Raw genomic sequence first — 14,864 nt, 5'->3', positions numbered from 1 at the left:
CTACAGCCCCCCTAACAGTTCTTTGCGCTGCTCTGGTGTCAATGCCTGTAATTCAGCCTTTAAGCCCTCAAGCTTGTTTGAGGTCGCTTGGATATGCTCAAGCCCTGCTCTCACCTGTGATAAGTCATGGTGGGCATAGGTGCGCTGGGTAATGGCAATAGATGAATGACCTAGCGCCTTTTGAATAATGGCTAGCTCAATGCCAGCCCTTGCCATACGGGTCGCTGTAGAGCGCCTGAGATCGTGAAAAGTCAGCCTTTGCGCTTTGTCATCCGAGTACAAGCCAGCACGCATGGTTATACGCCGCCAGAATGAGCCTTGTCCGGTTTTCTCAACTACATGCCCTAACTTGCTGCGCTTATTGGGAAATACAAAACCTTCGCCCTGCTCTGCCGCTTGACTGCGCCGCTGCAATATCTCCATCGCAGAGGGTATCAAGGGCACCACCAGCCCTTTTTTAGATTTGGCTTTGCTGGCAGGTATCGCCCAAATACCTTGGTGTGGGTCTATTTCTTCCCAACGCATCGACAACACACAGTTTTTGCGTTGTCCGGTCATCAAGGCAATTAATACTATGTCCTTATAGATCTTTGGCTCATCATCCAAAGCAGCTAACAGCCTGATTTCCTCATCTTGCGTTAACACGCGCTCTCTTGGCTGCTCTGCGAACTTTTTAAATACAGCAAAGTGGTTTTCACCTAACAAGCCTTCACGCTTGGCAAAGTTAAACAAGCTCTTAATCTGGGTAAGTGCTTTGTTGCTGGTGGCTGCGCTTTTGGTTGTTTTCAGGATACCGATTACCTGGCGCGCATCCTCATTGGATAGCAGCCTAATATCTGTACTGCGAAAAAGCGGGTGAGTGTGTTGCTTATACATGGATTCGGCATCTTCTAAGGATTTGCGCCTGCGCTCACCTGCCCGAATCCTTACCTCAAAGTCTGCTTTGTAGATATTGAACAAGTCGGAAAACAGAAAAACGTTTTGATGTTGCCTGCGCTTGGCTTTCTTTTCAGCATTAGGGTTTATCCCCTTACGCATTAACTCCAAGCATTCCAGCGCCGTTCTACGGGCTTGCTCGACCGTCATTGTTGGGAAACTGCCAAGCGTTACGGTCAGCTTTCGCCCTTCAAATTTCTTTATTAACTTGAACTTTTGACCACCGCCGGATGAGATTTCAAAGAAGAGTTCTTTGATTTCGCTGTCGCCGCAACGGGCTGTATCTCCCGTCACGGCTAGCTTTGAAAGAGTAGACTTAGTGAATTTGAGTCGCTGCATACTGCTTTATCCAAACCACCTATAGACCACCAGAGCAATCAAAAATAGGCTATTTTCGTATAGATTCGTAAAGCAGAGCATACCACTAAAAACGCAATAAACCATTGCTACATAAAGGTTTATATAGAAACGTCAGCAAAGGTGCATTAGTTAGACTTATCCCCTGTGGGGAGACCATAAGCAACGCCATTTCCGGCAACCTCTGCTTAGACTCATTGTTCCAATCTGCTTTGCTCAGCTCGTTTCACCAAGCTCCAACTCCATAAGTTAGCTCCTAATACGAAGGTACAGAGTTTCCTCGCTTTGTTGACCTTTCCCCTTGTATCCAGCTAAATGACCCACTAATCGCAAAAGCCAAAAAACAACAAACCCTCGTAATAAATCAATGGATTGGAAGGAGAGTAAAAGATGGGACAGATAGAAACCGTGGGAATGTTGATAAAAGTTGTATTTATAATCGGATGGCTTCTTATCCCACTCTTTGTCATCTTAATTTACCTACATGTAAAGCAGATGCGTGAAACCGCAGTGGAAATGCAAATGGAGATAAAAGAACTGAATGCCAACATAAAGTATCTGAAAAGACGATTTAACGAGAAAGAGACTGAGGGCAGCAGTTGATGTCCATAGCATTGCTGAAGGAGAACTGTTGATCGCCATCGGCAAGTCTCTAAGCGTCTACAACCAGTAACATTGCTCTGCTGACTTATCCGGACCTCCTCCTCAGCTCACCCCTATAACAACACCCTGAATACCAATATCACTTCGCAAAGCATCAACTACCAGGGTACGAACATTCGCTTTCAGCACTTCCTGTGGAAGGTGAAACCAGAGACGGTATGTATCGACCTGGAACAGCACGCCACCCACTATTCCCGCTGCACCCAAAAAGCCAAGTCGATGTTTACGGAGATTTGCTCTGAGCTGTCAGGCAAACACCTTTTAAGCAGCAAGGCTCAAAGTCTGACCCGTATGTACTGCAAAGCCTCTATTAGCTACCAACCCGTGATAGCCAGCATTGGCGAACCTAAGCCTATAACAGCGACACAAATGCAGGAGAAAGAGTGCAACCGCCTCATCCTCAAGGCGATGCAGGACGACAGCCCGGAAGTCGCAGCAAAGAAAGAGAAGGTCTGCGCTTTGGTGAGGTAGGTTTTCAAGGGGAACAACACATTACCCTGCTGTTGGTATGGTCAATGTCTTACGTCCCAAGCCCTGACCTCCTTTCCCTGGAGTACTGTCACTAGGTTTACAGAAGTGGACTCATCTAACTTCCCCATTTTGATGAAGCACTTCTGACCATCAATGCGCGGATTCGCGTAATCATTGAGCGAATAAGCCTAAACATAAAAGAAATGGAAGATGTCTTACAGCACAGCAACTTATAACGTGATAACGTCCTGCCCTCTGTTAATGAAAACAGTCAAAATTTAACCCGTACAGGGCAGCAGGGACGCTGGAACCCGTAATTCAGGGGCGGAAGCGTGTCCACAATATTCCTTCATCAAAAGCTAATTCGAAATGCATGATCAATTAAAATCTGCGCAAGAGCGCCTAATGGAAGAAAAACTCTACGAATTAGTAGTAGAAGAGCTGCAAAGTGGCAAACAAAGAATGGGAATTTGGGCAAAAGCTCTCTCCCTTTCAGGTGGTAATCAAGAATTAGCCAAGGCGAAATATATAGATTTACGAGTACAGTCTATAAGGGATGAGCAATTCATTGCAAAACAGAACTCTAGAAGGAACGACCACTCCATCAATCAATTAATAGAGAAAGCTAGAAAAAAGAACGCAAACTTTCAAGACCTGAAAACACTATGCACATTTCTAGGCCTCTCTGCTGTAGGCAAGAAAGGATTATTCAGAGATAGTTGGAAAATAAAGGACGCGAATAATGTTGAGCACATATTTAATGACTCTGATGATCTAGAAGCATTTTTGGTTGCTAGATATGACAATGATAAAACTTGAAAGGGACACAACGATCCTCAACAGTGTTTTAACAATAATAATTTATTAGCAGACTTTTTGTATCGAGGAAACCCTTCTTCCGCAACCCAAAGATAAACCTCCCATACGCTGCTTCCGGGGTAGGAAATAAAACCTGACGTTATAACAATCGATACTGTCACTCCGTTACAGCTCTAAGCGAGGAGTCACTGGAGAGCCTGAATCAAACTCTTTGATCTCAATCACCGGTTGAGTTCAGGAATGATTTTTTGAGCGAGTGTGGCAAGGTCAAGCTACTTTCGTTCCTGCTCGGCTCGCGCAGAAGCCGAACTAGCAACCTGCTGTTGGTACGTTTTGCTTTGGCGGTACATAAATCTCCTCCTTCCTTAGAAGATAGGCCAAGCTTGCAAGGTAAGCTACCTTACAAGGTCTCACTAATAAAATATTATGCATCAAATAAAAGTTGGTATATATGAAATTTTTGAAAGAATGGACAGGTTCGGTTAGAAAAAACTTTGAACAAAGGCTATCAAACCCATTGCTAGGCGCATTCTCTATATCATGGGTATTTTTTAATTGGAAAGCGATTACTGTTCTATTAGCTAGTAACAAGGAAATTGAAGCCAAAATAGAGTTCTTAGAACAAAATTATTCTGATGTTAATTATCTTCTGTGGTTTCCTTTAATGTCATCTCTCACTCTAACAATTCTTTTACCTTGGGCCTCCTATTTTGTTCAATCAATCCAAGAGTTTGTTAACAAAAAGCGTTCGTTGAAACAGATTCAATACGATACAGACTTATTGAAAGCTAAAGAAGAATTGGTCACTATTCAGTCTAAGTTAGAGCATGTAAAAGCGTCTCACGAATTAGAGTTAGAGTTTTCTCGTAGGGAAAAAGAAATTATATTGGAGCGAGACTCGAAACTAGCTCAACATCAGTTCGAAAAAGAACATAAGATAATGGAAAATGATTTCCAACAGAATGCCCAAAGGCACCAGTTTGAGATGGAAATGGAGCGCCGTAGTCGAGAGTTAGAGATCGAGGAAAGACAGCAGAAGCATCGATTCGAGATGGAAAGAGACAAGCGTGAACGAGAGTTAGACTTAGAAGAAAGGCGTCAACGAAACCAATTTGATATGGAGTTAGAAAAATATCGAATGGAGAATGAATTTGAAGATAGAAAGCAAGAACGCCAATTACAAAACGAGTTAGAAAAACGGAATCGTGAGTTGGAGGTTGAAAAGTACAAAGCTAACCGTGGTGTTGCTGCATAAAAATCTGTTTAAGAGTGATTCGCAATGCTTGGAATTTTTACTATGCGTTGAGTCTAGAGTTGAAGGTGGTCTACGGCAGTATCGGTATTGCGTTGTTTACACCTTAACAGAGCATTATACGAAAAGTAAGTAAGAAATATGAAAGAAGAACAAGAAAGCAAGTACAATTTTTATTTTGTCTTTCATTCTGATTCATCTGCTCCAACAAGGCATCAAGAATCATTAGAAAGAGTTGAAGCATTAATTTCGAAAGAAAAAATCGCACATCATCGCGAAGACCACGATGGCTTCTCTACTATCAATATTCAAATAGATGATTATGAGCTGGCAATGAAAGTAAAGTTGGCTTATGACGACAATTACTATTGGCGAAATTAATACGTATCACCAGTTACAGCACAACAGCACGCAAGCGTGCTTGGATTTCGGCGCTTTCGCGCCTCGCATATGTGCAAGGCGTTAGGCATCATTTAACTAACAACATCAGAAGTAATTCAGCTAAAGAGGTAAGAAAATGGAAGCTGCTACAATACTGGCTAGATCTTTGGGGAACTTACTTAGGTACTTTCAGGGAGAGCGGCACCACCTTGATACTCTTCAACACAACAGACAAAAAGAACTTGAGGAAGCAATGCTTGCTACTCACCATGCTATAGTTGAAACCAATAAATACTTGGAAAAGTTTCGAGATAAGGAACTTCATGATATGTACTCAAGTCAAGATCGTGACATTGAATACAAACTTTCAGAGCTTTGGGCAATATCTGCGATACGATCAAGCAAGTTTATTGACGCTACTCCAGATTATGTGAAATCCCGAGAATGGTTAAACGGCATTCGATGGGAAACTTGGAATATGAGACAAGAGCGTCTCGACTCACTCGGTATAAGTCTTGAGCAGATTCAAGAGAGGCTTGAGCAAACGATGAAAGACTACTCAATCATTATCAAAAAGCAATAACAATGCCTAGCAAAGCATTTAAGAGTGACTCGCAATGCTTGGCATTTTCGCTTCGTTCAAGCATAGCCAAGCGTCGCTCACACCTCAATGCGGGGTTAAAAGGCAGAGGTAAAAATTGTGGGACATAAATTCATTTATCAAAAGAAACAAAATAAAGAAGAGATGTTTGATGCATTGGTAAAAAATGCAATCGATTTTTTGGACTCCTCGCTAGACGACCTTGATAAGAGACCAAAAAACTCTATTGTTGATTTTTATTCATCTGTTGAACTTTTTTTGAAAGCAAGGTTAATGCGTGAACATTGGACATTAATCCTTAGCCGTCCAGAGTTAGCAAACCTTGATAGTTTTCAAGTTGGAGATTTCCATTCTGTTTTCCTCGATGATGCAGTTAAAAGAATGAAAAACATTCTTTGTGAACCCATTCCTACGAAAGCGGTGGATGCATTCAAAGCTTTAGGAGAACATAGAAACCAAATCGTACATTTCGCGCATACTAATTATCATGATATTGGTGCTACTAAAGTTAGTGTTGTAGTTGAACAATGGTGTGCGTGGCATTATCTGCATGAGTTACTAGTCACAACTTGGTCTCCTGTTTTTGATGATTACATCGAGGAAATTCAACGAATTCACAAACGAATGATGAGTCAACAAGACTGCATTTCAGCTCGGTTTACTGAAATTTTCCCTGATATTGAAAATAGGAAATAGTCTGGAAAACAAATTGATGTTTGTAACCATTGCAAAATGGTTGCTGCTGAGGTGATTAAAGAAAACAGGTGGGGCAATGACTTCGAATGTTTAGTCTGTGGTGTCAAAGACACTTTGCTTAAAAAAACTAAGGCTACAATACCTTGTCAGAGTTGCAATAGGGACATTGAGTTCTTCAATAAAGACCTAAAAAAACTGTCCTCATTGTGACGTAGAGATCGAGCATGAATATGTATTAACAGTTTGTAAGGAACAATACTCTGATGGCGATGGCTGGTGTGAGGGAGGTGAGTGGATTGCTTACTGTCACGGATGCCATAACGATACTCCTTCCGTATTCTACATTGATGGTCTTTGGAGTTGCGTCTCTTGTTTTGATAGAGGTTGGGGAGCAATTTCATGCCCCAATTGCGATGAATTTGTTACAGGAGACATGGATACGATTCAATATTTTGCTTGTGTTAGATGCGAAAATGATGTCAGGGCGAGTATTGCGGAAAATGGTTTTTAACAAACTGTTTAAGAGAGATTCGCAACGCGTGACATTTTAACTATGCGTTGAATTCAGTAATTAAGGTGGTATGCAGGGACTTTGGTATTGCGTTGCTCACACCTTAACAGGGCGTAAAATTCTCTCCACTAATTCTCGCCTCTCCTCTGGCGAGAGTTCTCCTATTTCCCTGACAAACCGCTCTACCCTGCTTTCTTCGACCTTTCCATTCCTGCGCAATAACGCTGCCATAGTGCTCTCCAGCTCCCGCAAATCTCACAAAGTAGACCCAGCTTCCAAGCTAGGTTAGCTTACAAGGAGTCTCGTCGAATCAGCCCTCTGTTCAGCTTGTCGAACGCTATGAATATCAAGAAACGACATGAACCTACTCTTTGTATGCAGTGAAAATAGATTGAGAAGCCCAACCGGTGAAGCGGTGTTTTCTGCCTATGATGGCGTCAACGCCATTGGCGCAGGTACTAACAGCGACGCTGAAACCACTGTGAGCGGAGATCTGATCGAGTGGGCTGACATCATCTTTGTGATGGAAAAGTCCCACCGCAATAAAGTGTCCAGGAAGTTCAAAGACCTGCTCAAAGGCAAGAAGCTGGTGTGTCTTGATATCCCGGATAACTACGACTGTATGGACCCGGTTCTGATTCGCATACTGGAGAATAAAGTATCAAGACATGTTCGCTTGCGATAACGCATAAGTATGGGCGTCTCAATCAACTCTCGCCTTTCCTCTGGCCAGAGTTGTCTCTCTTACCCCAACATCAGTCTAGCCAACCGCTCAGCCCTTCTTTCCTCCATCTTCACTTTCCTGCCCAGCAAAGCTGCCCTAGTGCTCCATAGTCCTCGCCAACCTCATCAACTGGATCCTGCTTCCAAGCTCAGGTAGCTTAAAGGGGCGCGCTAATAAAAGGTTATAAGCCAACTTAGAACAAGCTATGGATGACGTCGAAGAGTTTGAAAAAGAGTTAACAACCTATATTCACGATTTGTTTCTGGATACTGAGTTCCTGGAATGGCGAAAAGGGCTTGAGCAATATTCAGAGGGGCAATGGCACTCTCTTATTGTAAAGCTAAGTAATGCTGACGCTCCGATAGATAGACTAAGGGACTTCGGAGAGCAAACATACTCCAAGTTAGTTTTTAACTATGTAAAAGCCCCAGATTACAAAGAATCAAAAATGTTAATGGTCCAGTTTACGGTTTCTGGTAGTTTGTGGCATTCCTTAGTGTGGCATTGTCCTAATCACAACTAAAGGCTTTCAACAAAGCCCTCTTTCATCGCCCGCTTTTTCCAACTTTACATCCCGCCCCAGAAAGCACTGCAATACTCCCCTACCTTAAGTTTGCTTACAAAAAGTGAGTTTACAGCGGTACTGAAATACCCGAGCTTGCCATGTCATTAATATCGCAATGTCTTTAGGACTGACGATGAACAAGTGCACCTTAATCCTTTGCCTGTTCCTTTCCTTGATAGCAGAAGCGAATGCTTCGCCAGCCATAACGACCATGAAGATATCCGATGGTACCTATGTGATGTCTGCCGTCGACTATGGCACCAACATAGGTGTTATCAGTACAAAAAAAGGCGTTGTAGTTATTGACCCTATGCCGGGCAAAGCCTTGTTACCCGAACTGGCAAAGCAGATTAACGACCTGACGCAGTCACAGGTTCGCTTTGTGTTGAACACTCACAATCATGAAGACCATACTGGCGGCAATGAGTTTTTCGTCGGTGAAGGTGCACAGCAACTCAACAGCTCAGATGCCATTGCTGAGATAGACTCAATCCTGGTTAACTCCCATACGCCCAAAGACCAAATCTTTTTCCTTCCGAAGGAGAATGTCGTTTTTACCGGTGACGTATTTGATACCAGCTGGCACCCAACATTTTACTCTGGTGGCATTAAAGGCTTTGATGACGCCATCGACAAGATTCTTGCATTGGGGGATGAGCAAACACTGATTGTGCCCGGCCACGGACAGCCTGCGGATAAAGCGGCATTACGCAAGTTCAGGAAAGATACTCATGACTGGGTTACCAGGGTTAAGGTGTTACATCAGCAGGGCCTGAGTATCTCTGAGATGAAGCAGCACCCTGATATCCAGTCGATATTGCAGCGATTCAATACTGAACAAAGAGCTGAGTTTATACCGGACAGGGCATTTCAGCGGTTTTTGGAGCGCACTGTAACATTAATTGAAACCCACTGAGCACATATGACCCGGGCACAAACAACTCATCAATCACCTTTGGGGAATCAAGATGACCGAACCCGCAGAGCCATATTCAGATTGGATAGGCAAAACCTATCAGGAGCTGCAGCAAGACAGCCATTTCCTGATACTGGTGGATGGCAGTAAACCTGAGATAGTAGATGACAGTCTCGATGACTTTTACATCTCATCGGAGGCCAGCAAAACTGAGTTTATTTTTAAACGTGAAAGCCAAAGGCTAATCGCGCTTATATTTTGGATGCGACCGGATGGACGTTTCCCCAAATCCCTTAACGCCGGAATGACGCGACAGGATGTACACGCGCTACTTGGCGAGCCCATCGAATCTGTCCCCGCCAGAAAAATCCCCGTACTGGGTGAAGTCCCTCCCTTTGAAAGATTCGAAGGAAAAGTCTCTGTGACCTATTCACTTAAAACAGATCAGGTTGAAGACGTCAGGTTTCACTCATAAAACAGATAGGCGGTTGGTATCGCCTATTTGCAGGAGACAAGAGGCAGGCATCTTGATTAGTCTGCTCTCAGTTTCGCTGACCATGAATCAAGTTTGATTAGCACAGTCAGGCAATTCCTTAGTCATCCAACCCGTGGTCGATAGCATAGCGCACCAGGCCAGCACTGGTTTTGATGCCCAGCTTTTCTTTGATATTACGCCTGTGGGTTTCTACGGTGCGGACACTGATATCGAGTTCCCGGGCCAGCTCTTTGTTATTCAAGCCTGAGGCCAGCAGCCGCAGCACTGTCTGCTCCCGGGTGGTTAACACAGTGCTTTTTTCCGGCTCAAGAGTGGTTTGCACCAGCAGCTCCAGAATACCCCGGCTGTAATAAATGCCGCCATTGTTAATGACTCTTAAGGCGTAGAACATCTCCGACGCACTGATATCTTTCAGGACGTAACCATTCACCCCGAGGTTCAGCACACTCAGCACGTACTCCTTGTCGTCGTGCATGCTCAGCACCAGGATTTTGATGTCAGGAAACTTGTCTTTGAAGATTTCGGTAGCATCCATACCGTTCATTTCCGGCATGCTGATATCCATCAGTACAATATCCGGTTTGAGGGCAGGCACTTTTTCAAGCGCCTCTTTGCCGTTGGCAGCCTGGCCGACGACGACAAAATCATCATCCATGGAAAAGCGGGCAATGAGCCCTTCTCTGAAAATTGGATGATCGTCCACAATAAAAATTCGCATCACCTACCTCTTTTCAGAATTGCCGTAATTCATCAGCTTTTTGGGCAGTTTTGCCACCACCTTGGTACCGGTTTTGGCACTGTATATGTCGAGCTTGCCGTCAAAATAGCTTATTCGCTCGGCCATATTCCTCAGTCCGATACCAACGTAGGGGGATTTGTTGCGACTTAATTTCTGGGTGTCAAAACCACAACCGTTATCGGTAATGGAAAGCTTAAACCAGGCGTCGTTTACCTGAAGCTTCACCGTCACTTTGGTGGCATTGGCATGTCGTTCAATATTGGTCAGCGCCTCTTGTGCAATGCGGTACAGCGTCGTTCTGGCATCGCTCGGCAGCAGCTTTTTTATTGCCAGGGGGGTAAAGGAAATATCGAGGCCCAGCCGACTTTTATAGTCTTCAATTAAAGCCGCCAGTGCAGCTGATAAACCATGGTCTTCCAGCAGGTTGGGGTGCAGATCCCTGGATATGCGGCGAACATCGTTAATGGTGGCATCCAGATACTGCTCGCACTGCGACAACTCCTTATCTGCGCCCTCACCTTTGTTCAGTTTAAAGATCGCGTTTTCAACAACATACTTTGTCGATACCAACATCTGAATAATGCCATCATGAAGTTCACGGGAGACACGCTGGCGCTCTATCTCCTGGCTGTCGACAATGCGATTGGTCAGTGCCTTCAGCTTTACATCCGCCAGTTTTCTCTCGCTCGCCTGCAGAAAAAGGCCAGAGAAAAACACCACCACAACGCCCGCCACCGTCAGCACCAGTATCACCAGAAATGTCTGGTTAATATGGCCGTTGATTTCTTCCTGCAGGGTCACCACATCCCGGTCGATATCATCAATATAGATGCCGGTTCCCACCATCCACTGCCATTTATCCAGCATCACAGAGTAGGCGAGTTTTTTAGCCATTAAACCTGTTGAGGGCTTTTCCCACAGGTACTCATGAAAGCCACCGCCTTGCTGCGCATTGGTAATCAAAATCTGAATCAGGGGATTACCGGATACGTCGACCCATTCCCAGAGATCCTGGCCTACTCGATAGGGTTGGCGGGGGTGCACTATGTTGATGCCGGTATCGCTGTAAACAAAAAAGTAGCCGTCTTCTCCGTACTCCAGTGTGTTGAGGATCTCGGCTACCTGCTTTTGTGCAACAGGGTCATCTTGATCGGCCGTGAGGTAAATATGGCTAATCGCCCCCATTGCCAATTCGATGTGGGATTGCAGTTGTTGCTTTCGCAACTCCAGAATTTTATCTCTGTAGGAAGCGCCACTCTGCTCTGACAAAAGTTCAGATTGGTGATGCAATGCCAACACAATGATCAGCATAGAAAGCACAAGCGGGAGAATCGTGAGGGCTATGATTTTTTGCTTGAAGTCCAACATCAGGCTCCATGGTCATTTTTATTTTTTATTGTCTTAATATTAGTGCACCCGCCTGATTAAATTTCAACCAAACGCCTAACCTCAGCATAAAGCTCCACCACCAGAAAGCCTCAACAAACCTCAACAGTAAAACCTAACCGCTTATTTTTATGAGAAATAATCCGCTGGATTTGTCTTGGTAAAAAAATCCCGCCCTCTGAAGTCAATCGCTCAGCCAAAGCGTGAATGTGACAAACAGGCGGTCGCGCCAGCGAATGCGACTACGTAAAAACCCGCAGAAGACTCAGTAATAAACCGAATATTCAGCCTGTCTGAAAATAACTAGCTTGGCAGTTCATTAATTAGATTAAGGGACACCAAGATGCTCAAACCTCTATTCACGACTCTCCTTATTTCGGCACTGTCTCTGCTGTCCACCAGCGCAATGGCCGATGAACAAAAGACCTATCGCTGGCGCCTGGCTGAAACCTGGCCAAAAGACTTTCCTGTATTTGGTGACACAGTCAAAAGCATGGCTCAGCGCGTTAAAGAGATGTCCAACGGTCGGCTTATCATCACCATCGACTCCAAGAATAAGCACAAAGCCCCTTTAGGCATTTTCGATATGGTTCGGGCCGGGCAGTACCAAATGGGTCATTCAGCTTCTTACTACTGGAAGGGAAAAGACCTCAATACCATGTTTTTTACCACCAGACCCTTTGGCATGACGGCAACTGAGCAATATGCCTGGTTTTACTACGGTGGCGGTATGGAGCTGATGCAGCAGGTTTACCAACCTTATGGTTTGCTGTCATTTCCCGGAGGCAATACCGGCAATCAAATGGGTGGATGGTTTCGCAAAGAGATCAAGTCGATAGATGATTTAAAGGGCCTCAAAATGCGGATTCCCGGCTTTGCCGGTGAGGTGATATCCAAGTTGGGTGCCAGCCCCGTCAATATCCCTGCGGGCGAGCTGTATACCGCACTGGAGCGCAACACCATAGATGCGCTGGAGTGGGTTGGCCCCTCTTTAGACCTCCGCATGGGCTTTCAAAAGGTCGCTCCCTTCTACTACACAGGCTGGCATGAACCGGCAACTGAGCTGCAATTTTTAATCAATGAGAAAGCATTCAATAGCCTGCCTGAGGATCTTCAACAGATTTTGATGGTGGCCATGCGTGCATCTGCCTACGACATGTATGCCCAGTCTATGCATGAAAACGCCCTCAACCTGGAAAAAATCGCCACCGAATACTCTGACATTCAGATAAGAACCTTCCCGGCCAGCATCATGCTGGAGCTGCAAAGGGCCAACGATCAGCTGATCGAGCAGTTCAAGCAGCAAGATCCACTCACCAGAAAAATCATCGAGTCTCAGGAACGCTATCAAGGCATTGCACGTCCCTGGACGCAGATCTCAGATCAGGTCTACCTGGAAATTGGCCAGTAACAGTCTGTGGGGCTGGCTTGCTGCCAGCCCTTAACCGGACTTGATGACTTGATTGAAGCCCGGCGGCATTCGCTTTTTATCCAGCGGTAAATATAAGAACAGTCACATGAGAAAAATACACAACTTACTGGGTAACCTACTGGATTACCTGGGCTATCTCTGCGCAGTTTTAATGGTGTTGATGTTGTTGAATGTCTTCTATGACGTCGTTATGCGCTACCTATTCAACAATATTTCCATCGCCATGCAGGAGCTGGAATGGCACCTGTTTGCAGCCATGTTTATGTTCGGCATCGGCTACACGCTGAAAGAAGATGGCCACGTCAGGGTTGATGTTTTCTACGACAACCTCAGTCGTAAGACACAGGCCGTGATCAACAGCGTGGGCATTCTGCTCACAGTGTTCCCCTTCAGTCTGCTCATCATCAATTTCGGGCTGGGCTTTGTGGAAGATGCCTTTCAGTTGGGTGAGAAAAGCCCTGACCCCGGCGGACTCAGTCATTTCTGGATAATTAAGTCAGTTATTCCGCTGTCTTTTCTGTTCGTGATTATCGCCGGATGTTATCGGCTCATAGGTGAAATCTCGGTTCTGCTGGGCGCGCCGGTGGAGGCTGAGTCATGACAGGTTTAGCCCTTTTTGCCATTGCAATGATCGCCATATTCTTTGGCTTTCCTATCGCCTTTACCTTCGCCGGAGTCTCTATGGTGGTGGGTATTCTGGTACTGGGTATCGACCTGTTTGCATTCATGCCATTCAGAATTATGAGCACTATGCAGAACACCATTTTGATGGCAGTTCCGCTGTTCATCTTTATGGGCATTGTGCTTCAAAAAACCAATCTGGCCGAAGAGTTACTTGAGTCCATGGGTAAGCTGTTTGGCGGGCTTAAAGGTGGCCTCGCGATCTCCACCATAGTGGTTGGACTGTTTCTGGCGGCATCGACAGGAGTGGTGGGTGCCAGCGTGGTTGCCATGGGCGTGATATCGCTGCCAGTGATGTTGAAACACAGGTATGACCCCAGGTTATCGACAGGCATTATCTGTGCCGCAGGAACCCTGGGGCAGATAGTGCCGCCCTCGATAATCTTAATCATTCTTGGTGATGTAATGGGGCTGCCTGTAGGCGACCTGTTCACGGCGGCTATTCTCCCCTCTCTGGTGCTGGTATCTGCCTATCTCATCTACATCCTGGCCATAGTCAATATCAAACCCGATATAGCCCCGGCCATAAACAATGACGTCGGCGAACCCAATCTGCGCATGGTGCTGAGATGCCTGAAGCTGATTATTCCTCCGCTATTTTTAATCATCGCGGTATTGGGCTCGATTTATACCGGGTTGGCTACGCCGACGGAGTCATCTGCACTTGGCGGCGTTGGCGCTCTGTTACTGGCCGCCATTTACGGCAAATTCAGGTTCAAACTCCTGTTCGAGAGCGCGCTGGAAACCGTCAAGGTGTCTTCGATGGTATTTGCCGTACTCATTGGTGCCACCGCGTTTTCAATGGTGTTCAGTTACAGCGGAGGTGAGTCCATTGTGGAGGAGTTTTTTGTCTCTCTGCCCAATGCTCAGTGGACATTCGTGCTGATCGCCATGCTTACCATTTTCATCCTGGGCTTCTTTATCGACTTTATTGAAATCGCCTTCATCATAGTGCCGATATTGACGCCGATTGCCCTGTCACTTGGGCTCGATATGAACTGGCTCGCCATTCTTATCGCCATGAATTTACAAACCTCATTTTTGACCCCTCCCTTCGGCTTCAGCCTGTTTTACCTCAAGGGAGTCGCCCCACCGCAAATCAAAACAATAGACATCTACAAAGGGGTCTTGCCGTTTATCGCCTTGCAGATGTTCATTCTGGCGCTACTGGTTTTCTTCCCCCAGCTATTTGGCCTTAGTCGGCTGGGTTAATGATTGAAACTAAACAATAAAAAAGG

The 14,864-nt window shown here is 45.4% G+C and carries 17 protein-coding genes; 14 read left to right on the top strand and 3 right to left on the bottom strand.

What is annotated here, in order from left to right:
- Entirely contained in the window at positions 1–1,275 is a 1,275-nt protein-coding gene (locus tag ACFOE0_RS21840) for a tyrosine-type recombinase/integrase (RefSeq protein WP_248934643.1), read from the bottom strand.
- Between the two features lie 408 nt (positions 1,276–1,683).
- Here ACFOE0_RS21840 and ACFOE0_RS21835 point away from each other — a divergent pair, with 408 nt between their 5' ends.
- From ACFOE0_RS21835 to ACFOE0_RS21785, 11 genes are all read left to right on the top strand, one after another.
- Entirely contained in the window at positions 1,684–1,896 is a 213-nt protein-coding gene (locus tag ACFOE0_RS21835; RefSeq protein WP_248934642.1) for a hypothetical protein, read from the top strand.
- Between the two features lie 201 nt (positions 1,897–2,097).
- The gene (locus ACFOE0_RS21830) at positions 2,098–2,427 is read left to right on the top strand and encodes a hypothetical protein (RefSeq protein ID WP_248934641.1); all 330 of its coding nucleotides are present in this window, start codon (positions 2,098–2,100) and stop codon (positions 2,425–2,427) included.
- A gap of 405 nt (positions 2,428–2,832) precedes the next feature.
- Entirely contained in the window at positions 2,833–3,246 is a 414-nt protein-coding gene (locus ACFOE0_RS21825; RefSeq protein WP_248934640.1) for a hypothetical protein, read from the top strand.
- 451 nt (positions 3,247–3,697) lie between these two features.
- Positions 3,698–4,501 carry a hypothetical protein gene (locus ACFOE0_RS21820; RefSeq protein WP_248934639.1) on the top strand — a complete coding sequence of 268 codons (804 nt, stop codon included), beginning with the start codon at positions 3,698–3,700 and terminating at the stop codon, positions 4,499–4,501.
- A gap of 138 nt (positions 4,502–4,639) precedes the next feature.
- Entirely contained in the window at positions 4,640–4,879 is a 240-nt protein-coding gene (locus tag ACFOE0_RS21815) for a hypothetical protein (protein WP_248934637.1), read from the top strand.
- Positions 4,880–5,015: 136 nt separating this feature from the next.
- Positions 5,016–5,462 (top strand): hypothetical protein, encoded by a 447-nt coding sequence (locus ACFOE0_RS21810; protein WP_248934636.1) that lies wholly within the window; start codon positions 5,016–5,018, stop codon positions 5,460–5,462.
- A 117-nt stretch (positions 5,463–5,579) separates the two neighbouring features.
- Entirely contained in the window at positions 5,580–6,176 is a 597-nt protein-coding gene (locus ACFOE0_RS21805; RefSeq protein ID WP_248934635.1) for a hypothetical protein, read from the top strand.
- Positions 6,177–7,045: 869 nt separating this feature from the next.
- Positions 7,046–7,372, top strand: a complete 327-nt coding sequence (locus ACFOE0_RS21800; protein WP_248934634.1) for a low molecular weight protein tyrosine phosphatase family protein — start codon at positions 7,046–7,048, stop codon at positions 7,370–7,372.
- Positions 7,373–7,616: 244 nt separating this feature from the next.
- Positions 7,617–7,934 (top strand): hypothetical protein, encoded by a 318-nt coding sequence (locus ACFOE0_RS21795; protein ID WP_248934633.1) that lies wholly within the window; start codon positions 7,617–7,619, stop codon positions 7,932–7,934.
- Positions 7,935–8,109: 175 nt separating this feature from the next.
- Positions 8,110–8,892, top strand: a complete 783-nt coding sequence (locus tag ACFOE0_RS21790; protein ID WP_248934632.1) for an MBL fold metallo-hydrolase — start codon at positions 8,110–8,112, stop codon at positions 8,890–8,892.
- Between the two features lie 52 nt (positions 8,893–8,944).
- Positions 8,945–9,367 carry a hypothetical protein gene (locus ACFOE0_RS21785; RefSeq protein WP_248934631.1) on the top strand — a complete coding sequence of 141 codons (423 nt, stop codon included), beginning with the start codon at positions 8,945–8,947 and terminating at the stop codon, positions 9,365–9,367.
- 118 nt (positions 9,368–9,485) lie between these two features.
- Here ACFOE0_RS21785 and ACFOE0_RS21780 read toward each other — a convergent pair whose 3' ends face one another.
- Together ACFOE0_RS21780 and ACFOE0_RS21775 are read right to left on the bottom strand one after the other, a co-directional pair.
- Positions 9,486–10,106 carry a response regulator gene (locus tag ACFOE0_RS21780; protein ID WP_248934630.1) on the bottom strand — a complete coding sequence of 207 codons (621 nt, stop codon included), beginning with the start codon at positions 10,104–10,106 and terminating at the stop codon, positions 9,486–9,488.
- Between the two features lie 3 nt (positions 10,107–10,109).
- Positions 10,110–11,438: a cache domain-containing protein gene (locus tag ACFOE0_RS21775; RefSeq protein WP_248934629.1), complete on the bottom strand. Its 1,329-nt coding sequence runs from the start codon at positions 11,436–11,438 to the stop codon at positions 10,110–10,112.
- A 418-nt stretch (positions 11,439–11,856) separates the two neighbouring features.
- On the opposite strand from ACFOE0_RS21775, the gene ACFOE0_RS21770 reads away from it, so the two are divergent.
- The 3 genes from ACFOE0_RS21770 to ACFOE0_RS21760 all read left to right on the top strand — a co-directional run bounded on the left by ACFOE0_RS21770 (position 11,857) and on the right by ACFOE0_RS21760 (position 14,838).
- Entirely contained in the window at positions 11,857–12,924 is a 1,068-nt protein-coding gene (locus ACFOE0_RS21770) for a TRAP transporter substrate-binding protein (protein ID WP_248934628.1), read from the top strand.
- A gap of 106 nt (positions 12,925–13,030) precedes the next feature.
- Entirely contained in the window at positions 13,031–13,546 is a 516-nt protein-coding gene (locus ACFOE0_RS21765; RefSeq protein ID WP_248934627.1) for a TRAP transporter small permease subunit, read from the top strand.
- Positions 13,543–14,838, top strand: a complete 1,296-nt coding sequence (locus ACFOE0_RS21760) for a TRAP transporter large permease (RefSeq protein ID WP_248934626.1) — start codon at positions 13,543–13,545, stop codon at positions 14,836–14,838. The genes ACFOE0_RS21765 and ACFOE0_RS21760 overlap by 4 nt, the downstream gene beginning before the upstream one ends.
- Positions 14,839–14,864: the final 26 nt, after the last annotated feature.

Origin of the sequence: Shewanella submarina (assembly GCF_042646185.1) — a bacterium.
Taxonomy (GTDB): domain Bacteria; phylum Pseudomonadota; class Gammaproteobacteria; order Enterobacterales; family Shewanellaceae; genus Shewanella; species Shewanella corallii.
This window is presented reverse-complemented; position numbering and strand designations above follow the sequence as displayed.

What these genes read in the sequence shown, in the direction of transcription:
- ACFOE0_RS21775 (WP_248934629.1), bottom strand. Translation starts at nt 11,438, where the DNA reads ATGCTGATCATTGTGTTGGCATTGCATCACCAATCTGAACTTTTGTCA.
- ACFOE0_RS21770 (WP_248934628.1), top strand. Translation starts at nt 11,857, where the DNA reads ATGCTCAAACCTCTATTCACGACTCTCCTTATTTCGGCACTGTCTCTG.
- ACFOE0_RS21760 (WP_248934626.1), top strand. Translation starts at nt 13,543, where the DNA reads ATGACAGGTTTAGCCCTTTTTGCCATTGCAATGATCGCCATATTCTTT.
- ACFOE0_RS21810 (WP_248934636.1), top strand. Translation starts at nt 5,016, where the DNA reads ATGGAAGCTGCTACAATACTGGCTAGATCTTTGGGGAACTTACTTAGG.
- ACFOE0_RS21785 (WP_248934631.1), top strand. Translation starts at nt 8,945, where the DNA reads ATGACCGAACCCGCAGAGCCATATTCAGATTGGATAGGCAAAACCTAT.
- ACFOE0_RS21780 (WP_248934630.1), bottom strand. Translation starts at nt 10,106, where the DNA reads ATGCGAATTTTTATTGTGGACGATCATCCAATTTTCAGAGAAGGGCTC.
- ACFOE0_RS21825 (WP_248934640.1), top strand. Translation starts at nt 2,833, where the DNA reads ATGGAAGAAAAACTCTACGAATTAGTAGTAGAAGAGCTGCAAAGTGGC.
- ACFOE0_RS21815 (WP_248934637.1), top strand. Translation starts at nt 4,640, where the DNA reads ATGAAAGAAGAACAAGAAAGCAAGTACAATTTTTATTTTGTCTTTCAT.
- ACFOE0_RS21795 (WP_248934633.1), top strand. Translation starts at nt 7,617, where the DNA reads ATGGATGACGTCGAAGAGTTTGAAAAAGAGTTAACAACCTATATTCAC.
- ACFOE0_RS21835 (WP_248934642.1), top strand. Translation starts at nt 1,684, where the DNA reads ATGGGACAGATAGAAACCGTGGGAATGTTGATAAAAGTTGTATTTATA.
- ACFOE0_RS21840 (WP_248934643.1), bottom strand. Translation starts at nt 1,275, where the DNA reads ATGCAGCGACTCAAATTCACTAAGTCTACTCTTTCAAAGCTAGCCGTG.
- ACFOE0_RS21765 (WP_248934627.1), top strand. Translation starts at nt 13,031, where the DNA reads ATGAGAAAAATACACAACTTACTGGGTAACCTACTGGATTACCTGGGC.
- ACFOE0_RS21820 (WP_248934639.1), top strand. Translation starts at nt 3,698, where the DNA reads ATGAAATTTTTGAAAGAATGGACAGGTTCGGTTAGAAAAAACTTTGAA.
- ACFOE0_RS21790 (WP_248934632.1), top strand. Translation starts at nt 8,110, where the DNA reads ATGAACAAGTGCACCTTAATCCTTTGCCTGTTCCTTTCCTTGATAGCA.
- ACFOE0_RS21800 (WP_248934634.1), top strand. Translation starts at nt 7,046, where the DNA reads ATGAACCTACTCTTTGTATGCAGTGAAAATAGATTGAGAAGCCCAACC.